The organism is Peredibacter sp. HCB2-198 (assembly GCF_045999315.1).
In the GTDB taxonomy this organism is placed as follows: domain Bacteria; phylum Bdellovibrionota; class Bacteriovoracia; order Bacteriovoracales; family Bacteriovoracaceae; genus Peredibacter.
On the sequence record NZ_CP174607.1, the window covers coordinates 2,032,434 to 2,058,220 of the forward strand.

Genomic DNA, 25,787 nt, shown 5'->3' on the forward strand with positions numbered 1-25,787 from the left:
TTTGGTCTTAGTCGCAATACCCATCACTGTTTGCATCAGTGCAGGTATTTTCATAATCATCGCACATGCCATCTCGATTGTTGTCTGAGCATGTGTTGTCATTTTCTGAACCGTAGTAATTATCATCGTAGCTCGGTGTCGTTGTATCGTATCCATAGTCACGATATGTCTCAGAACAGAAGTAACGGTATTCATCCATCTGAGCATTTAAACGGTCACGCTCATAAGAACAAGAGTCATAACCAGTGTTACAGATTTGGTTCCAATAAGTTTGAACCACTCGGTGATCATTTTGATCTACGAGTTGGTAGTTACAGTAATCGTTTGTTGAGTAACGGTATCTGTAACCATTGTACACATAGTAAGGGTAGTTATCGATTGTCCAGTAACCATTGTTGTAACCAGTCGCTGGATAGAAAATCCAGTGAGCGTAAACATAGTTTGGATGAGTACGATAAACATAAGTATACCAGTCATAGGTACGGTAGTAACGAATTGTGCTGTAGTACGGAGTAGCGTAAGGAGCGTGATAGTACGTTACATAACGAACTGGTGTGTAACCATATGGACGGTGATAGTAACGAGTACCGTAGTTTGTTCGGATCGGACGATAAGTCACAACCGGACGACGAGTTACTGTTGTTGGTCTCGGTGGATTGTAACGAGGGCCCACTGGGCGATTGTATCCAGGAACGCGATATCTTGGAGCTGGGTTATAACGAGGCCCTGTCGGACGCGGATTCGGACGATACGTACCAGTTCCAGGAGTTGGTCTTGGAGTCGGTCTCGGAGTTGGATTATAGCGAGGACCAGTTGGACGAGGGGCCGGTGTATAACCGCCAGTAGTTCCTGGTCTAGGACGCGGAGCTGGGCGAGTTGTAGGTGTTCCCGGAGTCGGTCTCGGAGTTGGATTATAACGAGGTCCAGTTGGACGAGGTGCCGGTGTATAACCACCAGTTGTGTTGCCAGGTGTAGGACGTGGCGCTGGACGTGTTTCCGGACGACTTGGAGTTGGTCTCGAAGGCGTTGGGGTCGGTCTTGATGGAGACGGATTATAACGTGGACCACGAGGAGTCGACGGTGGAGGAGTTGGTCTAGAAGGCGTTGTACGAGAAGGACCTGGTGACGGACGCGACGGACTTGGACGGCTTCCACCAGATGGTGGATTGTAGCGAGGTCCACGAGTCTGGGCCTCTACATCTTGATGTACGACGAGCGTAGACAACAAGAATACGAACGCGGTTAATGTTTTCATGACGTCTCTCCATTCATGAGAAAGTAATTGATGATATTTTTGTACCGATTTCAAATGGGTTATTGAACGAGATTTTACTTACAGCGTTGATGACCACTAACGACAGCACTCTAAGTAAGTAGAAACATTAATGAAATGGAAGGGGAATAACTTCAAAAAAAATCTCACTAACTTCTTGTCATGTAAGAAGTATCAGATCGCACCCATAATTCGGAGTCACAATGACCCTGAAATAGATCTTAAGGAAGGTCTACGTTAAGAAAATAACGCTGAAATATCTCATCTGCGTTCTCGAGTAATTGCTCTTTAAGAAGAATGTCGCTTTCCTCAAGATTTCTTTTAAAGAGTGAGAAGGTGAAATTATCAAGGCAACGACGTGAGAGTGGGTGATAGCTAATGTGCCATCTCTCAGGAGAAACTCCTCCGCGATCAGTGGCGTAGGGACGATAAAATCCAAAAGCATTATTGGTGCTCATTCGTGAATCAAGCCATTCATGAAGCCTGGCCGATGGACCTTCGCCCACAGTTTCGGAAGGGACAAGTTTTACTTCCTCCGCTGTTTGCGTATTTCCATCATAGACGTCTATATCTGTGCCCCAGTGATGACGTGAGCATCCTGGGAGCGCCGACCATCTGAGAATGGCCCACATGACTTCAAGCGGGGAGAGTTTAGAAAATTCTAACGGGCGTTCTTGATCATCAATTAGCTGACGTTGCCCACTGGCCTTGAGATTCCAGATCTTCAATTGTCTTTCATAATCTCTAAAGGCGCTGATGACTTGCAGATCAAAACCTTCTTCCTTCGCTTCTTTTTGCAGTTGAAGAAAATCTTGAAGCATAAGCTTATGGATTAAAAACTTAGTGCCCGGAAGGGGCACTAAGTGTTCAGTTGTTTTTCCAAGTAGGATATCTATGTTCATTATTGAGAGATATCAGTCGAAGCTGCTTTTTCCGGTTGCGTGACACCTTTTTCATCGAAGAGACGTCTCATACCACTACGTTGATAACGATTACTTAAAACTTCAAAGATATTGGTCGTTGAACCTTGGTTAATATCACTTTGACCATAGTCCAGATCTTGTTTCATCACTTCGGCCAGTTGATTTTCCTGGGCCACAGCTTGATCGGCAGTCAGACCGAAATCAAGTCCTGGATCATTAGATGAACCTGACTCTGGAGCTGCAAGAGAACCAGCGTTTCCGCCGACCTTGTTGATCTCAGTATCTTCCACTTCTTTTTCAAGCATGGCCGCCGCTTCACCGGCGTTGGTAGGCATTTGTGAAGATCCAGAACTACCAAGTAAGCTGCCGCTCGGAGCTCCTGCACTGGCGTTCTTCAATTTATTAACAATGTCATTTCTTGCATTATCACGTGCCTTCTTAGAAGCTGCTAGGCCCTTACTGTTTTCCATCTTCTTGTTCACATCAAGCATTCTTGCTGCCTGATTTTCTAAATTAGCAGAGTTAATGTTCGCAGCATCGACTGAACCATCCGCGATTTTATTAACTGGATCAAGAGACTGTGAAAGCATTGAGAAGGTTCCTGGACTTACTCCTTTAAGACTTGAAAGGCTTACCTTCATACAGCCGCCTTTCGAAGTTTTACAAGTACAGGCAGAATCAGCGGCACCAGCGCTATTGATACAAGTTTTCGAACTGGTTGATGCAAGGTTGTTGTAATTACCGGCCGTGAAATCTCTTCCGGTCCAAAGCTTCTGGCAAACCTGAGAGTTTCCACGATTCGCATTTCTTTGGTTCTCGGCCGTATAACAGTAACAATTTGGTTTTGAAGGATCATTTCGGTCTTCTGATTTACAAGCGTAAATAGCACCTGATGCAGAAGCAAAATCATCTTTCATCTTTCTAAGAAGTTCTGCACGTTTGGTTGAAGCTTCGGCCTGTTTACCTGCATGGCTTGCCATAATTCCGGTCCAGATGGCCATGACACCGGAAAATGCTGCTCTTGAAATAGGCGATACAAGAGGCTTTTCTATAATTTTTTTCCCTTTAAGAGCGAAACCAGCAGCGAGACCAATACCTGCTCCTAAACCAGCGGTAAGAAGAATATTAGAACTTTTTGCATCATCTTCTTTATAGGATTTGGCGGCATTTGAATCGGTTTCAGCATAGGCATTGCTGATGGGATTGATATTTTTTACGAAAGAAACAGTATAGCTCTTAAATGTGCTAAAGAAAGAGTCATCGTTCAGGCCAGATTCTGCAAAAGCTTTCTTTACTGCATAGTACTCATCTTCTGATGGAGAAGATAATTGAACTTCAATCGCCTTTTGATTCATGACAAAAGAGGCGAGGTCGGTAGACTCATTAATGTTGTAAAGGAACTGCTTATTTACAATTTGAAGTTCAGCAGTAGGTTTTCCATAAGCAGCATATAAACTCTCTTCTGTTTTCAGTGGAGGATTGAAGCCTGTTGCAGGAGATGATGGCTTACAAATATCACCTGCTGCCGTTTTAAGACCACCAGAAGCAGCACCTGCTGCGATCTCAATCCCCGCAATCACTCCGGCGGCAGCATAGGCAAGAGTTGCAACTAAGAAGAAGGTTTTTTTCATCTTAGCGGCTTTCGCTAATGAATCTTCTGCTCGTGCTAGCATCTCGAAGGACTGGCTTTGTGCCTCAATACTAATTTCTCTTTCTTTATCTTTGTCTCCCCCAGCTTGTTCAGGGTTAACAATTTTTCCCCAATCATCTTTGATCGCTTTTAGTCTTTTCTTGTGTTGAAAGTTTGCCAGCATATCACCAGCAACGAGAGCGGCCGAACCGCCGACCATTGCCCAGAAAGACGCGGCCGTACACGTACTCATATTACTTGCCATTCCTGCCGCTGCGAAAGTGACTGGGCCTGCGATCGCCGCGATCCCTCCGACAGTACTCATGAATTGATTGTTTTCTTTTCTCTCCGGCGCTTTTCCTTCATTCACTTGTTTTTGAAAAGCTTGCTGAGCATTTTGCTTATAACATTCAACATCGCCATTACAATTGGCCGTGGCATTCATCACGTTCGCGGTTTCTGTTGCCGTTAAACAGCGATTGAGATTTGCGTCCCAGGTAAAACCAGAGGGACAACTTTCAGCATGAGCTTCTTGTCCTAGTAGACTGAGCGACGGTGCCACTGGACTCACAATGAGTTCAAAACACAGTAACAGGCTTAGTAGGCTGAAGAATCTTTTCATACGGTCCTCGTTGTCATTCAAACTATTTGAATCATTATAACTTGCCCCAATAGTCCTCCCTAGAGCGCAGACTTTTCCCTTTAAGTTCTTAAGTTTTGAGGGCTTAAAGACCCTTTAAAAATCAACGAGTTATAGCGCAAGAATGGAATGGGCTTATTAATTCGAGAAGGCTAGAATGTTGACTTTAAAAGTTGGCATTTATGAATAAGCTCATTCTGGCATTAATCCTCACGATACCGTTCTCCTCTTGGGCCATTGACCTAAAAGTGGGGGACATTCTCCTTCAGCCATTAAACTGCTGGACCTGCTCACTTATTGAGGCCCAGGAAGGTTCTATCTATTCACATATGGCGGTGGTGGTTCAAACAACTCCAGAAGTAAAAGTCGTGGAAGCATTAGGCGCTGTTCGCGTATCGACTTTGGCCGAGTTCATGACCCATACAGAAAAAGGTCAGAAAGTTTCTCATAGACGCTTCAGAGATCAGTCTATTGTGAATTACCTTCAAACTTATAGAGTTGAATTTTTTCGTCACTTCCAAGACAACTTTGCCAACCATCCCTATGATCGTGATTTCCTTTGGGACAACTATGATGAAAATGGGCTTGAGAAATTTTACTGCTCAGAACTCATCACAAAATTTCTGACTTCATTTTTAGGGATAAAGCTTCCTACGAAGATCATGAAATATGATGTTTATCGTGAGCATTGGATTCGTTACTTCAACGGTAACCCACCAGATGGGAAAATGGGAAATGCTCCTCCTGATTATGAAAAGTCTCATTTATTTTACGAAGTAGGAAAACTATGAAGATCTGGTTAGAGAAGATTCACTTAGATTTAAAGGTGAATTGGAAACTTTCTAGAAATCAGACCACCTTTAAAAAGAATTTCATAGTTCATTTGGATACTGACATCGGTAACTTTAAGTCAGAAATCGCTCCGAACAGTCGTTATGGTGAAACGCCTGAAACGATTGAAGATCAGTTTGTTTCTTGGGCCACGCAAGTTGATATTAAATCAATTAAAACGATTCCAGCTCTGGTCCAAAACCTTGCGAAGGTAAAACTTTTCCATTCGCTTAGCTTTGGTATTGAATCCGCTTTCATGAGTTATCTTGCGGTCCTTAATAACCAGGACCTTTCTACTTTTTTGGCCCTTCCTAGACCTGTTCCTGTTGCTACATCTTTTTCGATGCCAATTACACCCATAGGCGAGATCAAAGATTATCTTGCCCCTCTAACTCGTTTTAAATCACTAAAGATTAAAGTTGATGCGGAAACTGGTACTGAGATGCTTCATGAAATCAGAAAGCATACGAATGTTCCTCTTCGTGTGGACGCCAACGAAGGATGGAAAGACCTGGATCAATTTATGCGCTTTCAGGAAACACTTAAAGGCATGAACATTGAGCTTATTGAGCAGCCGTTCCCATCTTCCATGGTGAGGGAATACAAAGAGCTTAAAAAACAAACTCCCTATAAGCTTCTCGCCGATGAATCAATTGAAGATGTGGGCGACTTTAATGAACTTTCTCAACAGTTCCATGCTGTGAATATTAAGCTCATGAAGACCGGTTCACTTCTAAAGGCCAAAGAACTTCTTCTCGATGCTAAGAAACATAACATGACGGCCATGATGGGCTGTATGATCGAAACGACGATTGGTATCTCTTACGGAATGCTTTTCGGCGGAATGGTGGAATACGTAGACCTGGATGGATTTCTTCTTATCAAAGATGAGCCATTTAAACTTGTTGGCGAATCTGATGGTCTTCTTACTCTAAATTAAGAGCATAAAAAAAGGCGCACTTTCGTGCGCCTTCGATAATTCCAATATTTTGTTTGAAATTAGTGGTGACCATGTCCGTGAGCACCATGAGCATGCCCATGAGACATCTCTTCTTTCGTAGCTTCACGCATACCAACGATTTCAACGTCAAAGAATAGATCTTTGCCGGCCATTGGATGGTTACCATCAACAGTTACTTCATCAGAGTCAATCGCCATGATTGTGAAAACTGGAGAGTGAGCGTCGTTGTTAACTTGGAACTGATCGCCAACGTTAAGTTCAGCACCAGGAGGGAACTGAGTCTTTTTAACTTTAACAACTAGTTCTGGATTGATATCGCCGTAAGCATCAGCTGCTTTAACTTCGATTTTACGTTTATCGCCAACATTCATAAGAGCGATAACAGACTCAAGGCCAGGAATGATTTGCTGAGCGCCTTCTAGGAAGTAAAGAGGCTCATCACCGATAGAAGAGTCTAGAGTTTGGCCAGACTTGTCAGTAAGGGTGTAATGGAAGCCAATAACACGTTTCATAAGTTCTCCAATTTTTCGTCAGCTAATCTTTCTGACTATTGATAAACACAGTTCTTTATTTTGAGATTTTCTTTCTATCTCGTCGGTCGTTAGTTTGGCAAACGTACTCGCAACGATATTAAAAGCTTCTTCTTTTGTTTCGAATCTTCTTTCAAGTGGAAGATTAATTCCAAACGTCGCAATTAAGTCTGTCCAGAATTTCTCTTCTACAGCTGCGACCGCTACGTATTGACCGTCCTGAGTTCGGTAGAGAGAGTAGCATGGATAGGCCCCATTATGCAGGAATTTCGTCTTTTTTTGGTCACGCAGCGTCTTTGACCAGAATGGATGAAGAATTGAATCCGCAGTGTCATGAAGATAACTGACTGATTTGACGAATCCCTTTGAGCGAGAAGCTTCGATGATGTTCGCCAACATTTGTGTCGCCACCTGTTGTCCGAAAGCAATTCCGGCCACCGGCAAGAACGGAGGAGCTACAATCGCATCGGTCTCATGGGCCACATGAAGTGACAAATAACCGCTAATCGCCAAGGCATTAAGGTCATGCATGGCCTTATTGTGAGTTGAAGAGGCCTCAAGTTCCACCACGGCAACATTACGTGTTTTGAGAGATTCATCATCCAGCCCCAAACTTGCTTTAAGTTTTGGAGATAACGACAAGAGCAGTCCCTGAGTACCCTCTAAAAGCTTTTGGATTTCGGTCTTCGTATTCGGATCTTTAAAATCCAGACGAAGAACTTTTTTATTCCTATTCAGTTCCTCATACCAGGACTCAAAACTCTGATCGAATTCAGAAAACATTCCCGAAAGAAATGGATCTTTGTGCTTGATGTCTTCCACTTTAATGACTTCAGCACCCAGGTCAGAAAGAATTTTTCCGGCCAGAGGTCCTGGAAGTCGGTGAGTGAAATCGAGAATCTTAATTCCCTTCAGCATTTTGATTTTCTTTCATTTTAAACAGTTCCTGAAACTTTTGGATGCCCTTATTTGTCACTTCACAAGCTTCCTTCGTACAAATCTGGAACGAATCATCTCCACGCTTGTGATAGTCCATCACGAAACGAGAGAAGAAATGATTTCTGATTTCAAGGAACTCTGGCTTCTCAAGCCACTCAAGAGGGACTTCCACTTTACGGAAAATGTTAAGTGGGTAAGTCATGGCACGGAGACCTTCTCCATGACCCAGTGGATTTGTCAGAATGAACTGAGCAAATTCAGCATACTTGTCTTTAAACAATACTTCAGGTGATAGTTCGGGCTTAAACACACTACATCTTGTAAGAAGATGAACAAGTGTCATGCTGGAAGAGCGGTACGACTGATCAAACAATGGCGCTGGAAGATTTTCAATCCCCGGATTCTTGTTCGCAATATTCGTCGAATAGATTTCACTGCCTTTAACAAAATTAGCGAGAGTGAAATCGAGAGACTCAAGTGCGTTTTTCTTGAAGATTTCATTACCAGTGATCTCATAAAGTCTTAATTGCGACTCACAGAAGTTCACATAGTCTTCAAGATAAAGGGGTTGCTTATCAATGGTGTTCGTATGCTTCATCAAGTGTCTGCCGCTGGCCTCATCCATCTTGATGAATTGTTTTAAGCAGCCTTCAACTGTTTGTTGAATGAGCTGAACCGCCTGATGTTGAATGGCATCGATTGGGCAGTACTGAACCACATCAGTGAGTGCCGAAAGTAGCATATAGTTCCAGCTCGAAAGACCCTTACGGTCCGTCGCAGGTGGAATACGAAGTTTTCTTTGCTCAAGGAGACGACGACGAATATCACGTACTTCCTGCCAACCATCCGGAGTATAGAACTTCTCTTTCTGGGCCGGATTTAGTGAAATGACATTAAGACCGTGCTCAAAGTTTCCTTTTTCAGTGATATTGAACATGGTCAGATACTGATCAAGTTTAATTTTCTGTTCAGGTGGAGCATCTTCGAAGCTCGCTTCAAATTCTTCCTTTGAGAACGTGAAGTAAAGCCCTTCAGTCCCTTCTGAATCGGCGTCCTGGGCGCTAAAGAAGTAACCATCATCAGACACCATCTCGGTTTTAAGATAGTCCAGGGTCTGAAGAATTCCATCAAACACAACTGGGGATGGATAGAACTGGCTAAGTTTCGAAAGCACTTTAAGCAGTCCCGCTTGATCGTAAAGCATCTTCTCGAAGTGAGGCACCATGAATTTGTCATCAGTAGAATAACGGTGAATCCCACCTTTCACCTGATCAAACAATCCACCCATCATCATTTTTTCGAGGGTCTCAACAATATGTTGTCCTTGCTCTTGTGGAATCATTCCTTCAAGAATCTGTTCACAGGCCCATTCATAGAAAGAAAAATGCGGGAACTTCGGAGCTTGTCCGTATCCACCATTTTTTGTGTCAGCATAATTTTTAAGGGCGTTCATGATTGCTGACGGAGCAGGGAAGTGTCCCTGGAACTCAATTTTCTTTTCAAGTTTTGAAGGTTTTTTAATTTCTTCCACCAGATTCTTGGCGTTCTCTTGGATTTTCGCTGGATCCGCTTTATAGGATTCGTTGATTTCTTTCAGAACATCCATGAAGCTTGGCATGCCTTGGCGACCGACTTTGGGAAAGTACGTGCCGGCGAAAAAAGGTTTCCCATCTGGAGTAAGAAACACATTCAGTGGCCATCCACCACGACCTGTAAGAATTGAAGCCGCCGTTTGATAGTAGTGATCCAGATCAGGATATTCTTCACGATCAATTTTGATCGAGATGAAGTTCTCATTGAGATAATTAGCTGTTTCCACATTCTCAAAAGATTCATGTGCCATAACATGACACCAGTGGCACGAAGAGTAGCCGATTGACAGAAATATGAGCTTATTTAGCTCTTTAGCCTTATTAAGGGGTTGTTCGCCATAAGCGTTCCAGTGAATCGGATTTTCAGCATGTTGTTGGAGGTATAAAGATTTCTCAAAACGTAATTTATTTTCACTCATAAAACCTCGAAATTTGGTGAGGACTGTGGGGGTGGTAAAATCGTTGCTACTAATCTTCAATGAGTTACCCGAGCTGGTCAAGGGAATTTGCTTTTTGAGACCGGCTTGGATATAAGCGAGGGTGTATGGAACAAACGACCGGAGAAACTAGCGTCCTTAAGACCCTAGGCGTCTCGGCGGAGGAAAAGCCAAAGAAGTCATTCTTCAGCTCTTTCTTCTCCACCTACAAAATTCCTCTGTTCTCTTTAGTGCTGTTTGGTTCATTCGCTATGCGCGCACTTTATCCAGAAACTTTTCATTTTGGATTTAAGCGTCAAAAAACCTACAGATTTAAGAGCGACAGTCTTGGGTTCTTCATCGGAGACATTAGTTTCTTTATGAATAATTCTTACGATGAGGCAGAGGCCCGCATCGTAGAACTATTCCCTCCAAAGATTCAGAAGAAAGTTAAAAAAGTTATTCGTCCAGTTCTCATTCTGTGCGAAAAGCACCAGTTGGATCCTTTTTGGGTTCTTTCTGTGATGTGGACTGAGTCGCACTTTAAGCATGAGGCCACTTCGAAGAAGGGTGCTCGAGGGCTCATGCAAATGATGCCTCAGACTTACATGGAGACTCTTGCTGAGATGAAAGAGAAGGGCATCTTCCTCGAGTCAGATCGTGGAGAGGACTATCTTCGTTATCAATACGGACAATCTTTTTATGATATGGGCTACTCGCCACTCGTATCGAAACTCAGAAATCTAGAGGTAGGTATTTATTATTTAAAAGGTTTGCTTGAAGCTTTTAATAATAACCACTACTATGCCACTGTGGCCTACAACATGGGACCTTACTGGACGAAGAGCCAGCTTAAGAACAACATGCCAGTAGGGAAAAATAACCATTACCTGAATAAGGTACTAAAGGCTTATTACCACATAACAAAAACACTGAGCCAAAATTCGAATGTCACCTTCATCCCGAGAATCTGATCTTTCGCAACTTCGTGAAGCACTAGCACAGCTTAATTCCGAATTTTTCCTGACTGTACGGGAAAGACGGAATTTGTGCATGAAGATTCAGGAGTTCAAAGCAACTACGGGACGTTACTCTCACTATGATCCAGAGAGAGAGCGCGACATTTTCAATCTTTTCAAAGAACAATTAAAAGCTTCTTCACTCAAAGAATTGTTGGCCTTTTCACTCATCATGGAAGACCACGCCATGGCAATGGCACCAGGTTCTTATCCGACTTGGTCACAGTTCAGTCACCTAACAAATCCAAAGCGTGAATTGTACGAAATGGTGAATCCGTTGATTCTTAAAATTTCTCATCCGGAGTTCTTTAATCGCATGACTCTTTCTCAAGAGTTCGCGTTTTTAAAAGACTTCTGATTGCCTTAGTCCCTCGGAATCCCTATTATTTAGCCTTATGAAAAAAGATCAAGTTATAGCACTTGATGGACCTTCTGGGAGCGGTAAGTCAACTGTTGCAAAGATGATTGCTGCCAAGCTTGGTCTCATCTATATCGATACCGGCGCCATGTTTCGTGCGGCCGCATATGCTCTTCAACACACTGGAATTGATTTCACGAAAGAAAAATTAGAGCCAGCTGAGAATCAGCTGATTGAAAAATTTTTTCACGATCACCGTTTCCAATTTGCCCCTGAACCTGGAGTTTTAATACTCCTAGATAACTTGAATTTGACGGATGTTATTCGTGAACACCACGTTTCACGTCTGGCCTCTCAGGTTTCACGTCATAAAGTGGTGAGAGATTTCCTAAAATTCTGGCAAAGAGATATTGTGAAAGATCGTCCTGCGATCCTTGATGGGCGTGATATTGGAACAGTCATTTTCCCGAACGCGGTTTTGAAAGTGTTTCTTACTGCTTCGGCAGAAGAACGAGCACACCGTCGTACCGAAGAACTTAAAGTTCGTGGTCAAACTGACGTGGATTTTGAAACTATCCTTAAAGATATCAAAGAAAGAGATTACGTAGATATGAATCGTGAAATCGCTCCTCTTAAAAAAGCGGAGGACGGTATTGAGCTTGATTCAACTGGTAAGTCCATTCCTCAGATCGTGGATGAAATCGTCGGTATGTGGAATGAAAGAAAAGGTTCGTTATGATTTTAACTTCAGATAAATTTGAAAAAATTCTATTCAACTTCCAAACGCTAAAACCAATTCTGGTGGTTGGTGATCTTGGTGTGGATAAATATACTTTTGGAGACGTAAAAAGAATTTCTCCGGAAGCTCCAGTTCCGGTTCTTGAAGTGACTAAAGAATGGAACAAGCTCGGTCTAGCTGCCAACGTAAGCGACAACCTTATGAGTCTTGAAGTCCCTTCGACTCTTTGTGGTGTTATTGGAGATGATTCTCGTGCCAGCCTGGTTGAGAGCCTTCTTGAAGAAAGAGGTCTTAAAACTTGGGGACTTGTTCGTGATCCTTCCCGCCACACAACTTATAAAGAACGTGTAACGACTGCCACTCAGCAGATTTGCCGCGTAGACTATGAAACGAAAGATCCTCTTCAGGAAGATATCGCTCGTCGAGTTTCTACCCGCATTCAAGAATTTTCGGTGAATCACTCTGGTGTGATTATCGAAGATTATGGCAAGGGTCTGTTTTCAGAAGCTCTTTGCCAAAAAATCATCAAAGAATTTAAAGAAAAGAATCTTCTGGTCGCAGTTGATCCATCTCGTTCAACTCCGCCGCTTTGGTATAAAGGCACAACTCTTTTAAAACCAAATCGCCTTGAATCTGAATTAATGGTGGAAGCTCTTGGTTATTTCAAAGAAAAAAAACTAGAAACCATCGCCAATATCCTGGTTGAGAAACTTCAAGTTGAAAAACTAGTCATCACTCTTGGTGCTGACGGTATGGCCATGCTCGATACAAAACTTGGTGGTGATTTAAAAATCATCCCAACAGTTGCCAACGAAGTATTCGACGTTTCTGGTGCCGGTGATACAACTATCGCCGCCATTTGTTCGGCCCTTCTTTCAGGGGCAACTCTTGAGGAAGCAGGTTGGGTAGGTAACTGTGCCGCCGGAGTGGTTGTAAAAAAACGTGGTACGGCCCTTTGTTCAAAAGAAGAACTACGTGAGTACTTCCAAAATCTCAGGAAAGTTATTAAGCAGTGAAACCAGTAGTCGCAACTCCTGGTCTCCTATTCGCTAGCTTTCTTTATCGCTCGGATCTTCATTCCGAAACTTCACTTGTACAATTCTGGGAGGAGAAATTTGGTAAAAGTTTCTCCTTCGCTCCTTTAAACAATCCGCTCGCCACTTATTATTCAAAAGAGATGGGCGGGGGTCTGAAAAGAGTCTTCTGCCTAACTTCTGAACTTTTACCTCGTGAATTTCTTCTGACCACCAAACTCCAGAGTCTTGGGTGGGAAGAAAATTGGTCAAAAGACAATAAACGCATGGTGAATGTAGATATCGGTTTTCTGTCCTTGGAAAACTTTCTTCTCGCCACCACCAAAAGCTTTTCTCATCGGGTGTTCATTGGCCAGAACATGTTCGCGGATTTGACCTACTATTTTCATCAGGGCGAACTGCAGACTTTCCCTTGGACTTATCCGGATTACATGGACGAGGAGAAAAAAGAATTTTTCCTCTGGGCCCGTTCCTACCTCCTTCAACAGCTGAATGGCTGACCGTCTGCGCAAAGTTTTCTCCCTTCTTTTCATTTAGTTGGCCTCTTGGTACCCTTTTTCCCGAACTTACCAAAGGATACCCATGCAAGTGCTTGAGTCATTACTCAATGATTTCACCAAAGAACTCGGCCCAATAAACAAAATAGCTGATCTTCTAAACCTAAAGGCCAAATATATCGGGAAGCAAGGTCCTCTTGCTGACGTGATGAAAAATTTGAAGGACGCCACTCCAGAAGAAAAAAGAACCATCGGTGCTAAGGCCAATGAGCTGAAGCAATCAATTGAAGCTCTTTTCTCTAAAAAAATGCAGGAGCTAGAGCTGGCCGACATCAATGCTAGTCTGGAAAAAGACAAAGTTGATATTTCCCTTACTGATTCTGTAATGGAAAAAGGTCTCCAGGCGGCGGGCTACCATCCGGTAACAATTATTCAGCAGGAAATCGAAGATATCTTCATTTCAATGGGATTCGAGGTTCTCGATGGCCCACACATTGAAGATGATTACCATAACTTCGAGGCACTTAATATTCCGGCCACTCACCCGGCACGTGATATGCAGGACACTTTTTGGTTTGCTGATAAAAAGCACCTTCTTCGTACTCACACATCTACCATTCAAGTTCGCGGGATGAAAGAGCGTAAGCCGCCTTTCCGTTTCGTGGGCCCAGGTAAAGTGTTCCGTTGTGAGCGTACTGATGCTTCTCACGAGATGGTTTTCCACCAGCTAGAAGGTATGATGGTAGGTGAAAACGTTTCTGTGGGTAACCTCATTTACTTCATGAAAACACTTCTAACTGAAATCTTTAAGAAAGAAGTTGAAGTTCGTCTTCGTCCGGGATTCTTCCCATTCGTTGAACCTGGCTTCGAGCTTGATATCAAGTGCCTTATCTGTGGTGGTAAGGGCTGTTCAGTTTGTAAGCAAGTTGGTTGGGTAGAGCTTCTTCCATGTGGAATGGTTCACCCGAACGTGCTTAAGGCCGGCGGTATTGATCCAGAGAAATACAATGGCTTCGCTTTTGGTCTTGGTCTCGATCGTCTTGTGATGATGAGATACGGTATTGATGATATCCGTCATCTTCACGGCGCTGATCTTCGTTTCAACTCTCAATTCAAATCATTCTAGGACTAAATATGCTTATTTCGCTTAACTGGATTAAAGACTTCGTAGAACTTCCTGATATGTCTCCCAAAGAACTGGGCTCAAAGTTCACACTTGCGACCGCTGAGGTGGAAGATGTGATTGTGAAAGGGGAGTTCTTAAATAAAGTAAAAGTCGTGGAAGTAAAATCCATGAAACCACACCCGGATTCAGACAAATTGAATCTCGTGACTTTTGATTTCGGTGGGCCGGAACTTAAAGAAGTCGTTTGTGGCGCTCAAAACGTAAAAGTAGGACTTAAAGTTCCATACGCTCCGATTGGAACAACACTTCCAAATGGTATGACTCTTGAACCAAAGAAGATCCGTGGAATTCTTTCTGACGGTATGCTTTGTTCTGAGGTTGAACTAGGTGTTGCGACTGAATCAGCGGGTCTCATGATCCTTGATCCTGCTTCAAGGCCGGGGACAACCATGGCCGATTACCTAAAGGCCGACACTGACATTCTTCTTGATGTGGATAATAAATCTCTTACTCACAGACCTGATCTTTGGGGTTACCTTGGTCTTGCTCGTGAGTTCGCGGCCAACCATAAGAAGGCACTTAAAAACCCATTTACTCCAGAGTGGGAGAAGAAGATTGAGGCAAACTTCAATAAGGCCATGAGTCCGATTAAAGTTGAAGTGAACCAGGATTCCTCGTGTCTCGCTTACTATGGTCTATCACTTGATATCCCTAAAATGGGCGAAACCCCGGCCAAGATTAAAAATCGTCTTGAGGCCGTTGGACTTCGTTCAATCAACTTAATCGTAGATATCTCTAACTACGTGATGATTGAACTGGGTATGCCTAACCATATTTTTGATCGTTCAAAAATTCATGGCGGTAAAGTCAGTATCCGTCGCGCAGGAACAGATATGAAGTTCCAGACTCTTGATGAGCAAAACCGTGATCTTATTCCTTCCGATACGGTGATTTTCGACTCTGAACGACCACTGGTGCTTGCTGGTCTCATGGGTGGCCTTGATTCAGGAGTGACTCCTGATACGACGAAACTCTTTTTAGAAGTGGCGAACTGGGAAGCTCCAGAGGTTCGTAAGACTTCAGTGCGTCTGGGACTTCGCACGGATTCATCTCAACGTTACGAGAAGACTCTTGATAGTAACATGTGCTACCGCACGCTTCTTCGACTAGTAGAAATGATTTCTGAACTATGTCCAGGTACCACTGTCGTTGGTATGCCGGAGAAGTTCGTTCGTGAAGATAAACTTTCGAAAGCTCTTACTCTTACGATTTCTCACTCTCAAATTGTGAGTAGCCTTGGGATGGAAATTTCTAAGGAAACTGTTCGTGATATCTTTGAACGTCTTGATTTCAAAGTGGAAGAAAAGAACGGTTCATATGATGTAACGGTTCCTTCATACAGAACAACTAAAGATATCAGCGTAAAAGCAGATCTGATTGAAGAAATCGGTCGTATGATCGGTTACGATAACATCACTTCTGTTTCACCTAATCTACCAGTGAAGCCAATTCGTCTTTCTGAAACAAAGAAATTTCACAGAAAGATCCAGGACTTCCTTGTTATGCAAGGGAAGTCTCTTCAAGTGATGACTTATCCTCTCGTAGGGAAAGAGCTTCTTGAGAAGGCGATGTGGCCCGAGATGAATGATAAGCTCGTCCTCGTGAATGCTTTATCAGTAGAGCAGGATCGTATGCGCCCTTCGATCATTCCTTCAGCAATTGAGATGGCCGCTCATAACCAGAAGCACTTCGATTCATTCTCGTTCTTTGAGATTGGTAGAAGCTATCTTGATTTCGGTAAAGAGCGCAGCCAATTAGTTATTGGTATGTACTCTAAAGAAGGCTCCCGTTTTGTTGAACTAGCAAACGTAGTAGAGAAGTTACTTGCCACTCTTAATGTGAACTATGTGTTCGCTCCTAAGAACGAAAAGTTCCAGAACACTGTTCTTCCTACTTGGAATGGAACTCATCCTCACGAGTATCAAAACATTCAGATTCAAGGGAAGTTCCACGGTGTGATCAATACTGTTCATCCGCTTGTGCTTAAGAACTTCAAGATGAAAGGAAATCTCACTCTTGCAGTGATTGATATTACTGATCTTGAGAGTAAAGAAGTGAAAGATAAAACTAAGTATCAACCACTCTCAAAATTTCCGTCTTCTTCGAGTGATTTCACAGTCGTAATGAATAAAGAGCTTCCAGCTGCTTCAGTTATCACTGCTCTTTCTTCACTTAAGCAGAAAGAAATCAAATCGAAGTCGATCGTTGATATTTTTATGATGAATGAAATGCAAAAAGCTGTCTCAATTCGTGCAGTTTTTGAAGATTCTGAAAAAACTTTAGCGGCCGAAACAATAAAAGACCTTGAACAAAAAATAGTGCAAGTGCTTGAAAAGGCAGGTTTTCCTCTAAGGTCTTAAAAAGACATTGTTTAGAAGGGATTTTAGAAAAAATTTTTTTTAAAAATAATATTCTAAAATCCCTTGACGATCCAACCGAAGATAAATATTATCCTCAAACACTTCACGACGAATCAAGTAGTTTTAAAGCTGAGTTAACGCTCAGATAAGAAGTTTTTGCTCTTTGAAAATTGAATATGATTAAAATTTTTGAAACCTTCGGGTTTCAAGATGAGATGAGAATGGAACCCGTTCAATTGCCTAGTCTTCCGTAAGTTTTAGTACTTCGGTACAGGAAGACGGCCAAGAGATGAGAGTCTCTTGTGTTGTAAAACAAAATTGAACTAATTCTTGAACAAAACAAGAATCTAGAGTCACCAAATAAACTTTAAGTTTTATTTAAATATATACTTGGAGAGTTTGATTGTGGCTCAGAACGAACGCTGGCGGCGTGCCTAATACATGCAAGTCGAACGTGAAAAGGGGCAACCCTTAGTAAAGTGGCGCACGGGTGAGTAACACGTAGGTAATCTGCCTTTCAGTGGGGAATAACTTAGGGAAACCTGAGCTAATGCCGCATACGTTAGTAATAAGAAAATGGGCGCCGCAAGGGCTCATGCTGAAAGAAGGGCCTGCGGCCTATTAGCTAGTTGGTGGGGTAATGGCCTACCAAGGCAACGATAGGTATCCGGTCTGAGAGGATGATCGGACACACTGGAACTGAGACACGGTCCAGACTCCTACGGGAGGCAGCAGTAGGGAATATTGCGCAATGGGGGAAACCCTGACGCAGCAACGCCGCGTGAGTGAGGAAGGTCTTCGGATTGTAAAACTCTTTTTTTAGGGAAAAATGATTACAGAGCTAATACCCTGTAAAGTGATGGTACCTAAAGAATAAGCACCGGCTAACTTCGTGCCAGCAGCCGCGGTAATACGAAGGGTGCAAGCGTTGTTCGGAATCATTGGGCGTAAAGCGCGCGCAGGCGGATCAGCAAGTCAGATGTGAAATCTCGAAGCTCAACTTCGAAACTGCGTCTGAAACTGCTAGTCTAGAATGTCGGAGGGGGCAGGGGAATTTCACGTGTAGGGGTAAAATCCGTAGAGATGTGAAGGAACACCGGAGGCGAAGGCGCCTGCCTGGACGACTATTGACGCTGAGGCGCGAAAGCGTGGGGAGCAAACAGGATTAGATACCCTGGTAGTCCACGCCGTAAACGATGAATACTAGTTATTGGAGGTATTGACTCCTTCAGTGACGCAGCTAACGCATTAAGTATTCCGCCTGGGGAGTACGGTCGCAAGACTAAAACTCAAACAAATTGACGGGGGCCCGCACAAGCGGTGGATTATGTGGTTTAATTCGAAGCAACGCGCAGAACCTTACCTAGGCTTGAACTCCTACGAACCCGTTGTAATGGACGGGGTGCCCGCAAGGGAATGTAGTGAGAGGTGCTGCATGGCTGTCGTCAGCTCGTGTTGTGAAATGTTGGGTTAAGTCTCGCAACGAGCGCAACCCCTATCGTCTGTTGCCAGCATTAAGTTGGGCACTCTGACGAGACTGCCTGGGTTAACCAGGAGGAAGGTGGGGATGACGTCAAGTCCTCATGGCCCTTATGTCTAGGGCTACACACGTAATACAATGGCGCGTACAGAGGGAAGCGAACTCGCAAGGGGGAGCAAATCTCAAAAAGCGCGCCTCAGTTCGGATTGGAGTCTGCAACTCGACTCCATGAAGTTGGAATCGCTAGTAATCGGAGATCAGCACGCTCCGGTGAATACGTTCCCGGGCCTTGTACACACCGCCCGTCACACCATGGGAGTTGTTTTCATTTTAAGACGTGACTCTAACCGCAAGGAGGAGAGCGTCTACAGTGGGAGCGATGACTGGGGTGAAGTCGTAACAAGGTAGCCGTAGGGGAACCTGCGGCTGGATCACCTCCTTTTTAAAGGAAAACCTTATAGGGTCAATCAATCGAACGCGGTTCCATTCATCATCATCTCATTCTCAGAAAGTTAAATTTACCTTCGGGTCAGATTTAATTTTCAAAGATCAAAAAATCAAAAATTCTTTGACAATCACATAACAGGATAAGCAAGTAGACGAGAACCATGTAGTAATTTTTTTTAAAAGAATCCATGCTTAAAAAACTAAGATAAAGCTACTAAGGGCATGCGGTGGATACCTTGGCAGTAAGAGGCGATGAAAGACGCGGTTAATCTGCGATAAGCTTCGGTGAGCTGATAATCAAGCTTCGACCCGGAGATTTCTGAATGGGGCAACCCCTCTTCACGAAAGTGATGAAGAACCTTCTATGAGTAAAGTAGTAGATGAGTGGCCAACGTAGGGAACTGAAACATCTAAGTACCTACCGGAAAATAAATCAATTGAGATTCTGCTAGTAGCGGCGAGCGAACGCAGAGGAGCCCAAACCAAAGTGCGTGCACTTTGGGGTTGTAGGACTTGCATCAAGGGGAGTTTGATAGGAGAAGGGTTTGGGAACCCACCATAGAGAGTGAAAGTCTCGTATCCGAAATCGAACGAACTGGGCGAGTATCCTGAGTAGAACGGGGCACGTGAAACCCTGTTTGAAGCTGGGGGGACCACCCTCCAAGGCTAAATACTCCTTACTGACCGATAGTGGACTAGTACCGCGAGGGAAAGGTGAAAAGAACCCCGATGAGGGGAGTGAAATAGAACTTGAAACCGCATGCTTACAGACAGTCAGAGGGCTATTGTAAAGCCTGATGGCGTACCTTTTGCATTATGATTCAGCGAGTTATGGTATGTGGCGAGGTTAAGCCGTTGCAGGTGTAGCCGTAGGGAAACCGAGTCTGAATAGGGCGTTAGTCGCATGCTGTAGACCCGAAACGGGATGAGCTATCCATGAGCAGGTTGAAGCGAGGGTAAAACTTCGTGGAGGACCGAACACGTGACGGTTGAAAACGTCTGTGATGACTTGTGGATAGGGGTGAAAGGCCAATCAAATTCCGTGATAGCTGGTTCTCTCCGAAATGCATTTAGGTGCAGCGTTTGTCGATTACTAACGGGGGTACAGCACTGAATAGGCTAGGGGCATTACCGTGCTACCAAACCTTATCAAACTCTGAATACCGTTAAGTACAGACAGGCAGTGAGTCTATGGATGCTAAGGTCCGTGGACAAAAGGGAAAGAGCCCAGATCATCAGCTAAGGTCCCTAAATTGACGCTAAGTGGAGAACGTTGTGGAACTACTGTGACATCCAGGAGGTTGGCTTAGAAGCAGCCATCCTTTAAAGAAAGCGTAATAGCTCACTGGACTAGTGGTTCTGCGCGGAAAATGTAACGGGGCTTAAGCGTCGTACCGAAGCTATGAACTCTATATGAGTGGTAGGAGAGCATTGTGTGTGCTGATGAAGGCGTACCGTAAGGAGCGCTGGAGGTCCCACAAGAGCTGATGCTGAAATGAGTAGCGATAAGGAGGGCGAGAATCCCTCCCACCGTAAAGCTAAGGGTTCCTGGGCCAGGTGAATCCTCCCAGGGTAAGTCGGATCCTAAGGCGAGGCCGAAAGGCGTAGTCGATGGACATCAGGTTAATATTCCTGAACTTAGTCTTTATCGTTTGACTGAAGGAGTGACGAAGAAAGGTAGCACATCCAGAGATTGGTTGTTCTGGTGTAAGGTCGTAGGTGGGGTCGATAGGCAAATCCGTTGGCCCATTAACACTGAGAACTGATGCCGAGGCGCAAGCCGAAGTGTGTGACCCTAAGCTTCCAAGAAAAGCTTCGTAGGGAGATAGAGATTAATCCGTACCGTAAACCGACACAGGTAGCTGAGGCGAGAAGCCTAAGGTGCGTGGATGAACTGTAGTTAAGGAACTCTGCAAATTAGAACTGTAACTTCGGGATAAAGTTTGCCCTTGAACGTGAAGTCACTTGCTGGCGTAGCGTATGAGGGTCGCAGTGAAATGGGGGTAGCGACTGTTTACCAAAAACACAGGTCTATGCAAACACGTAAGTGAAGTATATGGGCTGACGCCTGCCCGGTGCTGGAAGGTTAAAAGGTGAGGTTAGCCGCAAGGCGAAGCTTTAAATTGAAGCCCCAGTAAACGGCGGCCGTAACTATAACGGTCCTAAGGTAGCGAAATTCCTAGTCGGGTAAGTTCCGACCTGCACGAATGGCGTAACGACTTCCCCACTGTCTCAACTATAGATCCAGCGAAATTGGTGAGCGCGTGAAGAAACGCGCTACCCGCGGAAGGACGAAAAGACCCCGTGAACCTTTACTGTAACTTGGCATTGGGTTTCGATTAACCATGCGTAGGATAGGTGGGAGCTTTTGATCCGTGCGTTCCGGCGTACGGGGAGGCAACCTTGAAATACCACCCTTGGTTAATTGGAATCCTAACCTGTCGTCATAATCTGGCGAGGGGACAATGTCTGGTGGGCAGTTTGACTGGGGCGGTCGCCTCCTAAAGAGTAACGGAGGCGCACGAAGGTTCCCTCAGCCTGAATGGAAACCAGGCGTAGAGTGTAAACGCATAAGGGAGCTTGACTGCGAGACAAACACGTCGAGCAGGTGCGAAAGCAGGTGTTAGTGATCCGGTGGTTCCGAGTGGAAGGGCCATCGCTCAACGGATAAAAGGTACTCCGGGGATAACAGGCTGATTTCCTCCAAGAGTTCACATCGACGAGGAAGTTTGGCACCTCGATGTCGGCTCATCGCATCCTGGGGCTGGAGCAGGTCCCAAGGGTTTGACTGTTCGTCAATTAAAGCGGTACGCGAGCTGGGTTCAAAACGTCGTGAGACAGTTTGGTCTCTATCCTCCGTGGGCGTAAGATATTTGAGAGGAGCTGTCCTTAGTACGAGAGGACCGGGATGGACAAACCTCTGGTGTACCGGTTGTGGTGCCAACTGCATCGCCGGGTAGCTAAGTTTGGACGGGATAACCACTGAAAGCATCTAAGTGGGAAGCCCCCCTCAAGATTAGATATCTATTAAGGGTGCTTGTAGACTACGAGCTTGATAGGTTGGGTGTGTAAGCGCTGTAAGGCGTTGAGCTGACCAATACTAATAACCCGTTTTGCTTTATTTTCTTTGTCTCTTGTACGCTCAAGAGAAGTTTTATTAGCGTGATCTACATGGTTCAAAATTTGTCTTGCTTATCTTGTTTTGTGATTGTAAAAGTGCAGTCAGCCTAAATTTGAAATACAGTTTGGGTGTGTCGATAGCGGTGAGGAAATACCCAGTAACATCTCGAACCTGGAAGTCAAGCTCACTTGCGGCGAAGGTAGTGCCAGGGGAACTTGGTGTCAGAATAGCAAGATGCACCCTCCATTTTTATAAAGAACGCCCGCAGTAATGTGGGCGTTTTTATTTTAGGGGTACATGGTTCTAACGGCTCCCCAAGTTCGCCTTTTAAAGCGACTTTTGTTTCTCCTGATTCCTTATTCAATCCTTCGGGTTGGATTCTATTTTTATCACTTAAATATTTATAAGCAGTTCACACAAGATGAGATCTTCCAGAGTTTTCTATTGGGGATTCGTTTTGATGTGGCCGCAATTTGTCTTTTAAATCTTCCTCTTATTCTTTTGTCTTGTTTCTCTTGGATAAAAGAGAGGACAGAAAGAATTCTTTTTATCTTCATCAATACCTGCGGATTCATTGTGACCGTAGATGACTATGAGCTTTTCCTCTTCACAGGGAAACGCTTGAGTTATGACTTCTTCGTTATTTCTGACGACATTCTCCAACAACTTCCACAGATCTTTCTTTATTATTGGTATCTGCCGGTGGCGGCGATTGCTTTTGGAATTGCTTTCTATTTCTTTGATCGTAAGTTTTTTACCGCTAAAGAGAGAAAAGTATCACTACCGGCAAGAGCGATTGTTGGTGTGGTTCTTCTTGGACTTTCATTCATTGGAATTCGTGGAGGGCTTCAGCACAAATCTATTAATGTACAGTCGGCGTTTGTTCAGGGGAAAAATGAATTAGGACATTTAGTACTAAATTCTCCCTATCACTTTCTTCGCACATTAAAAAATAAACCAATGAGGCCACTGACTCTTTTTAAGAGTGATGATGAGGCTAAAAATATCATTCTTAATCAACGTGATTTCAGAGACGGGATTCAAGGAAAGACGAAATCCAATGTGGTGCTGATTATTTTAGAAAGTTTTGCCTCTGAATATATGGAAGGTGGATACACTCCTTTCCTAAATGAACTTAAAACAAAATCTTATTTTTTCAGTCGACACCTCGCTAATGGAAGAAAATCCATCGAGGCCCTGCCTTCACTTTTATGTGGTCTTCCATCACTTCTTGATGAACCAATTAGCAAATCTATTTATTCTGGTAATAAGTTTAACTGTTTTCCAAGAATGTTAAAAAAAGCCGGTTACACGAATCACTTTTTCCATGCAGGTGCTAAGGGCACTATGGGATTTGAATCGTATACACTGGCCAATGGCTTTGATCGTTATTTTTCTCGTCAGGACTATGGCGAGAAAGATTATGATGGTACTTGGGGCGTTTTTGATGGGCCATATCTACAATACGTTGCAGACAGAATAAAAGAAATGACTGAACCATTTCTGGCCGGCGTTTTCACTCTAAGTTCGCACCAACCTTATACAATACCTGGAGAATTTAGAGGAAAGTTTCCGAAGGGAAGTCTCGAGATTCATCCGAGCATTGGTTACACCGACTATGCTCTTCGCGAGTTCTTTAAACGCATCGAAAAAGAGAAGTGGTTTAGTAATACTATTTTCATCATTACCTCTGACCACAGTCAGAAATTAGAGACTAAGAAGTTCTCAAACTTAGTGGGGCGCTATCGTGTTCCTCTTTTGATCTATGTTCCAGGTGGAGCAGGGAAAGAATATACAAAAGTGACTCAACATTCGGATATTCCGAAGACAGTTCTGGACTATCTGGAAATCAAGAGTGATGAGCTACCTGCAACAAGTGTTAGTGCTTTCTCAAATGATGAGGGTGCTGCTTTGAATTACGCCGATGGATCGACCTATTTCATGGCTCAAAAAGAGACTGTTACGACCTTAGATAAGTCTTATCAGCAGCAATCTTTTAATTACGACTGGGAAACCGGGGAAATGCATCCGGTAGAGTCAAATAATCCACTCTTAAAGGCCTATCTTCAGTACTTCATGAATGGGCTGATAAATAATAATTTATCTCTCTAGGGCTCCGCCCAAAACATTGTCACAAAACCCTCCTTCACGATAAACTAAATCGTTATTTTTATTCACAAAAATGGGGTTCTCATGCAGCCTTTGGCCTCGCACATCGATACCAATTCGAAAGATTTCCAGGTGAACGCTGAATTCAATCGCGGTCTCGCCAATGAGTTAAAAAAGAAAATTGAAAAAGTTCGCCAAGGTGGCGGTGAAGATGCGGTTAAAAAACATAAGGCCCGTAAAAAACTTCCTCCACGTGAGCGTATCGAAAAGATCCTGGATCCAGGTTCTCCCTTTTTAGAACTGTCTGCTCTTGCGGCCGATGGTGTTTATGAAGAAGACGTTCCTTCGGCCGGTATGGTGACAGGGATTGGTCTTGTTCATGGGGTGGAATGTTTATTTGTGGCCAACGACGCCACTGTTAAAGGTGGGACGTATTTTCCATTAACTGTAAAAAAACATTTAAGAGCGCAAGAAATCGCGCTTGAGAATAAACTGCCTTGTATCTACCTCGTGGATTCAGGTGGTGCCTTTCTTCCAAAGCAGGATGAAGTGTTCCCGGATAAAGAACACTTCGGAAGAATTTTCTTTAACCAGGCGCAAATGTCATCTCAGGGAATTCCGCAAATCGCAGTGGTGTGTGGATCATGTACCGCGGGTGGCGCCTACGTTCCGGCGATGAGTGATGAAACGATTATCGTAAAAGGTAACGGAACGATCTTCTTAGGTGGTCCGCCGCTGGTTAAAGCGGCGACTGGTGAAGAAGTAACTGCGGAAGAGTTGGGCGGAGCGGATGTTCACACTTCTAAATCAGGTGTGGCCGATCACTTTGCTGAAACAGAAGAAGATGCCCTTGAGCACGCTCGTCATATTGTGGCGACTCTTAACTATCAATCAAAGAATCCTCGTAAGTTTATTAAAACGGAAGTGAAAGCTCCGCTTTATCCAACTGAAGAGATTTACGGAATCATTCCTCAGGACACTCGTAAACCATTCGACGTAAGAGAAATCATCGCGCGTCTGGTGGACGGATCTGAGTTTCAGGAATTTAAAGAAAGATATGGAACGACTCTCGTAACAGGATTCGCGAAGATCCATGGCTACCTCGTTGGGATTGTGGCGAATAACGGGATTCTTTTCTCGGAGTCTTCTCAGAAGGCCGCTCACTTTGTTGAATTATGTGGCCAGAGAAAAGTTCCTTTGATTTTCCTTCAGAACATCACGGGCTTTATGGTTGGTAAACAATACGAAAACGAAGGAATCGCCAAGCACGGAGCAAAATTTGTGACGGCGGTTTCAACTGTTAAAGTTCCAAAGTTCACGATCATGATCGGTGGCTCATTCGGTGCTGGTAACTACGGTATGTGTGGACGAGCTTTTGGTCCAAGATTCCTTTTCATGTGGCCCAACTCTCGAATCTCAGTCATGGGTGGCGAGCAGGCAGCGAACGTTCTGGCGACGGTAAAACAAGATGGTCTAGCTCATGCAAAGAAACCACTTATGACAGAACAAGAATTGGCGGCATTTAAACAACCAATCCTCGATAAATACGAAAAAGAAGGATCACCGTACTATTCATCGGCCCGTCTATGGGACGATGGTGTGATTGATCCAGCTCAGACACGTGACATTCTTGGTTTGTGTTTAAGTGCCACTCATAATGAAGAATTTAAAGACCCTCAATGGGGCGTCTTCAGGATGTAAT

At 44.0% G+C, this 25,787-nt stretch carries 17 protein-coding genes and 3 rRNA genes; 14 read left to right on the top strand and 6 right to left on the bottom strand.

Translation table 11 applies throughout. From position 1 onward, the window contains the following. Nucleotides 1–7: 7 nt before the first annotated feature. The 3 genes from ACJVC5_RS10090 to ACJVC5_RS10100 form a co-directional block, all read right to left on the bottom strand. On the bottom strand, nt 8–1,255 hold the full coding sequence (locus ACJVC5_RS10090) for a hypothetical protein (RefSeq protein WP_408095383.1): 1,248 nt from the start codon (nt 1,253–1,255) through the stop codon (nt 8–10). 239 nt (nt 1,256–1,494) lie between these two features. Then, complete coding sequence (locus ACJVC5_RS10095) at nt 1,495–2,175, bottom strand: M15 family metallopeptidase (protein WP_408095384.1); 681 nt, start codon at nt 2,173–2,175, stop codon at nt 1,495–1,497. Then, complete coding sequence (locus ACJVC5_RS10100; protein ID WP_408095385.1) at nt 2,175–4,448, bottom strand: hypothetical protein; 2,274 nt, start codon at nt 4,446–4,448, stop codon at nt 2,175–2,177. Before ACJVC5_RS10100 ends, ACJVC5_RS10095 begins: the two co-directional genes overlap by 1 nt. A 200-nt stretch (nt 4,449–4,648) precedes the next feature. Here ACJVC5_RS10100 and ACJVC5_RS10105 point away from each other — a divergent pair, with 200 nt between their 5' ends. After that, nucleotides 4,649–5,257 (top strand): YiiX/YebB-like N1pC/P60 family cysteine hydrolase, encoded by a 609-nt coding sequence (locus tag ACJVC5_RS10105; RefSeq protein ID WP_408095386.1) that lies wholly within the window; start codon nt 4,649–4,651, stop codon nt 5,255–5,257. After that, nucleotides 5,254–6,237 (top strand): enolase C-terminal domain-like protein, encoded by a 984-nt coding sequence (locus ACJVC5_RS10110; protein ID WP_408095387.1) that lies wholly within the window; start codon nt 5,254–5,256, stop codon nt 6,235–6,237. The genes ACJVC5_RS10105 and ACJVC5_RS10110 overlap by 4 nt, the downstream gene beginning before the upstream one ends. 59 nt (nt 6,238–6,296) lie before the next feature. Here ACJVC5_RS10110 and ACJVC5_RS10115 read toward each other — a convergent pair whose 3' ends face one another. The 3 genes from ACJVC5_RS10115 to ACJVC5_RS10125 are packed head-to-tail and all read right to left on the bottom strand — an operon-like array spanning nt 6,297 to nt 9,738. After that, on the bottom strand, nt 6,297–6,770 hold the full coding sequence (locus tag ACJVC5_RS10115) for an FKBP-type peptidyl-prolyl cis-trans isomerase (RefSeq protein WP_408095388.1): 474 nt from the start codon (nt 6,768–6,770) through the stop codon (nt 6,297–6,299). A gap of 18 nt (nt 6,771–6,788) precedes the next feature. Continuing rightward, nucleotides 6,789–7,706 (bottom strand): CoA transferase, encoded by a 918-nt coding sequence (locus ACJVC5_RS10120; protein WP_408095389.1) that lies wholly within the window; start codon nt 7,704–7,706, stop codon nt 6,789–6,791. Beyond that, nucleotides 7,690–9,738, bottom strand: a complete 2,049-nt coding sequence (locus tag ACJVC5_RS10125; RefSeq protein WP_408095390.1) for a thioredoxin domain-containing protein — start codon at nt 9,736–9,738, stop codon at nt 7,690–7,692. Before ACJVC5_RS10125 ends, ACJVC5_RS10120 begins: the two co-directional genes overlap by 17 nt. A 125-nt stretch (nt 9,739–9,863) precedes the next feature. Between ACJVC5_RS10125 and ACJVC5_RS10130 the strand changes: the two genes are divergently transcribed. From ACJVC5_RS10130 to ACJVC5_RS10185, 12 genes are all read left to right on the top strand, one after another. After that, complete coding sequence (locus ACJVC5_RS10130) at nt 9,864–10,709, top strand: lytic transglycosylase domain-containing protein (RefSeq protein ID WP_408095391.1); 846 nt, start codon at nt 9,864–9,866, stop codon at nt 10,707–10,709. A 79-nt stretch (nt 10,710–10,788) separates the two neighbouring features. Next, on the top strand, nt 10,789–11,112 hold the full coding sequence (locus tag ACJVC5_RS10135; RefSeq protein WP_408095392.1) for a hypothetical protein: 324 nt from the start codon (nt 10,789–10,791) through the stop codon (nt 11,110–11,112). Between the two features lie 37 nt (nt 11,113–11,149). Beyond that, nucleotides 11,150–11,851, top strand: a complete 702-nt coding sequence (gene cmk, locus ACJVC5_RS10140; RefSeq protein ID WP_408095393.1) for a (d)CMP kinase — start codon at nt 11,150–11,152, stop codon at nt 11,849–11,851. Beyond that, a complete protein-coding gene (locus ACJVC5_RS10145) occupies nt 11,848–12,867 on the top strand; it encodes a bifunctional heptose 7-phosphate kinase/heptose 1-phosphate adenyltransferase (protein WP_408095394.1) in 1,020 nt (339 codons plus the stop codon). Before cmk ends, ACJVC5_RS10145 begins: the two co-directional genes overlap by 4 nt. Further along, complete coding sequence (locus tag ACJVC5_RS10150) at nt 12,864–13,385, top strand: DUF4416 family protein (RefSeq protein WP_408095395.1); 522 nt, start codon at nt 12,864–12,866, stop codon at nt 13,383–13,385. The genes ACJVC5_RS10145 and ACJVC5_RS10150 overlap by 4 nt, the downstream gene beginning before the upstream one ends. An 82-nt stretch (nt 13,386–13,467) precedes the next feature. After that, entirely contained in the window at nt 13,468–14,508 is a 1,041-nt protein-coding gene (gene pheS, locus ACJVC5_RS10155; RefSeq protein WP_408095396.1) for a phenylalanine--tRNA ligase subunit alpha, read from the top strand. Nucleotides 14,509–14,516: 8 nt separating this feature from the next. Next, the gene (gene pheT, locus ACJVC5_RS10160; protein ID WP_408095397.1) at nt 14,517–16,928 is read left to right on the top strand and encodes a phenylalanine--tRNA ligase subunit beta; all 2,412 of its coding nucleotides are present in this window, start codon (nt 14,517–14,519) and stop codon (nt 16,926–16,928) included. A gap of 387 nt (nt 16,929–17,315) precedes the next feature. Then, nucleotides 17,316–18,850, top strand: a 16S ribosomal RNA gene (locus ACJVC5_RS10165). A gap of 209 nt (nt 18,851–19,059) precedes the next feature. Beyond that, a 23S ribosomal RNA gene (locus tag ACJVC5_RS10170) occupies nt 19,060–21,980 on the top strand. A gap of 122 nt (nt 21,981–22,102) precedes the next feature. Next, nucleotides 22,103–22,219, top strand: a 5S ribosomal RNA gene (gene rrf / locus ACJVC5_RS10175). The 16S, 23S and 5S rRNA genes sit together here, the layout of an rRNA operon. 54 nt (nt 22,220–22,273) lie before the next feature. After that, nucleotides 22,274–24,088: an LTA synthase family protein gene (locus tag ACJVC5_RS10180; RefSeq protein WP_408095398.1), complete on the top strand. Its 1,815-nt coding sequence runs from the start codon at nt 22,274–22,276 to the stop codon at nt 24,086–24,088. A gap of 81 nt (nt 24,089–24,169) precedes the next feature. After that, complete coding sequence (locus ACJVC5_RS10185) at nt 24,170–25,786, top strand: carboxyl transferase domain-containing protein (RefSeq protein WP_408095399.1); 1,617 nt, start codon at nt 24,170–24,172, stop codon at nt 25,784–25,786. The last annotated feature ends 1 nt before the right edge of the window (nt 25,787 follow it).

Bases quoted from the DNA above. Each gene is read 5' to 3' on its own strand.
- ACJVC5_RS10090 (WP_408095383.1), bottom strand. From the start codon at position 1,255: ATGAAAACATTAACCGCGTTCGTATTCTTGTTGTCTACGCTCGTCGTA.
- ACJVC5_RS10095 (WP_408095384.1), bottom strand. From the start codon at position 2,175: ATGAACATAGATATCCTACTTGGAAAAACAACTGAACACTTAGTGCCC.
- ACJVC5_RS10100 (WP_408095385.1), bottom strand. From the start codon at position 4,448: ATGAAAAGATTCTTCAGCCTACTAAGCCTGTTACTGTGTTTTGAACTC.
- ACJVC5_RS10105 (WP_408095386.1), top strand. From the start codon at position 4,649: ATGAATAAGCTCATTCTGGCATTAATCCTCACGATACCGTTCTCCTCT.
- ACJVC5_RS10110 (WP_408095387.1), top strand. From the start codon at position 5,254: ATGAAGATCTGGTTAGAGAAGATTCACTTAGATTTAAAGGTGAATTGG.
- ACJVC5_RS10115 (WP_408095388.1), bottom strand. From the start codon at position 6,770: ATGAAACGTGTTATTGGCTTCCATTACACCCTTACTGACAAGTCTGGC.
- ACJVC5_RS10120 (WP_408095389.1), bottom strand. From the start codon at position 7,706: ATGCTGAAGGGAATTAAGATTCTCGATTTCACTCACCGACTTCCAGGA.
- ACJVC5_RS10125 (WP_408095390.1), bottom strand. From the start codon at position 9,738: ATGAGTGAAAATAAATTACGTTTTGAGAAATCTTTATACCTCCAACAA.
- ACJVC5_RS10130 (WP_408095391.1), top strand. From the start codon at position 9,864: ATGGAACAAACGACCGGAGAAACTAGCGTCCTTAAGACCCTAGGCGTC.
- ACJVC5_RS10135 (WP_408095392.1), top strand. From the start codon at position 10,789: ATGAAGATTCAGGAGTTCAAAGCAACTACGGGACGTTACTCTCACTAT.
- cmk (WP_408095393.1), top strand. From the start codon at position 11,150: ATGAAAAAAGATCAAGTTATAGCACTTGATGGACCTTCTGGGAGCGGT.
- ACJVC5_RS10145 (WP_408095394.1), top strand. From the start codon at position 11,848: ATGATTTTAACTTCAGATAAATTTGAAAAAATTCTATTCAACTTCCAA.
- pheS (WP_408095396.1), top strand. From the start codon at position 13,468: ATGCAAGTGCTTGAGTCATTACTCAATGATTTCACCAAAGAACTCGGC.
- pheT (WP_408095397.1), top strand. From the start codon at position 14,517: ATGCTTATTTCGCTTAACTGGATTAAAGACTTCGTAGAACTTCCTGAT.
- ACJVC5_RS10180 (WP_408095398.1), top strand. From the start codon at position 22,274: ATGGTTCTAACGGCTCCCCAAGTTCGCCTTTTAAAGCGACTTTTGTTT.
- ACJVC5_RS10185 (WP_408095399.1), top strand. From the start codon at position 24,170: ATGCAGCCTTTGGCCTCGCACATCGATACCAATTCGAAAGATTTCCAG.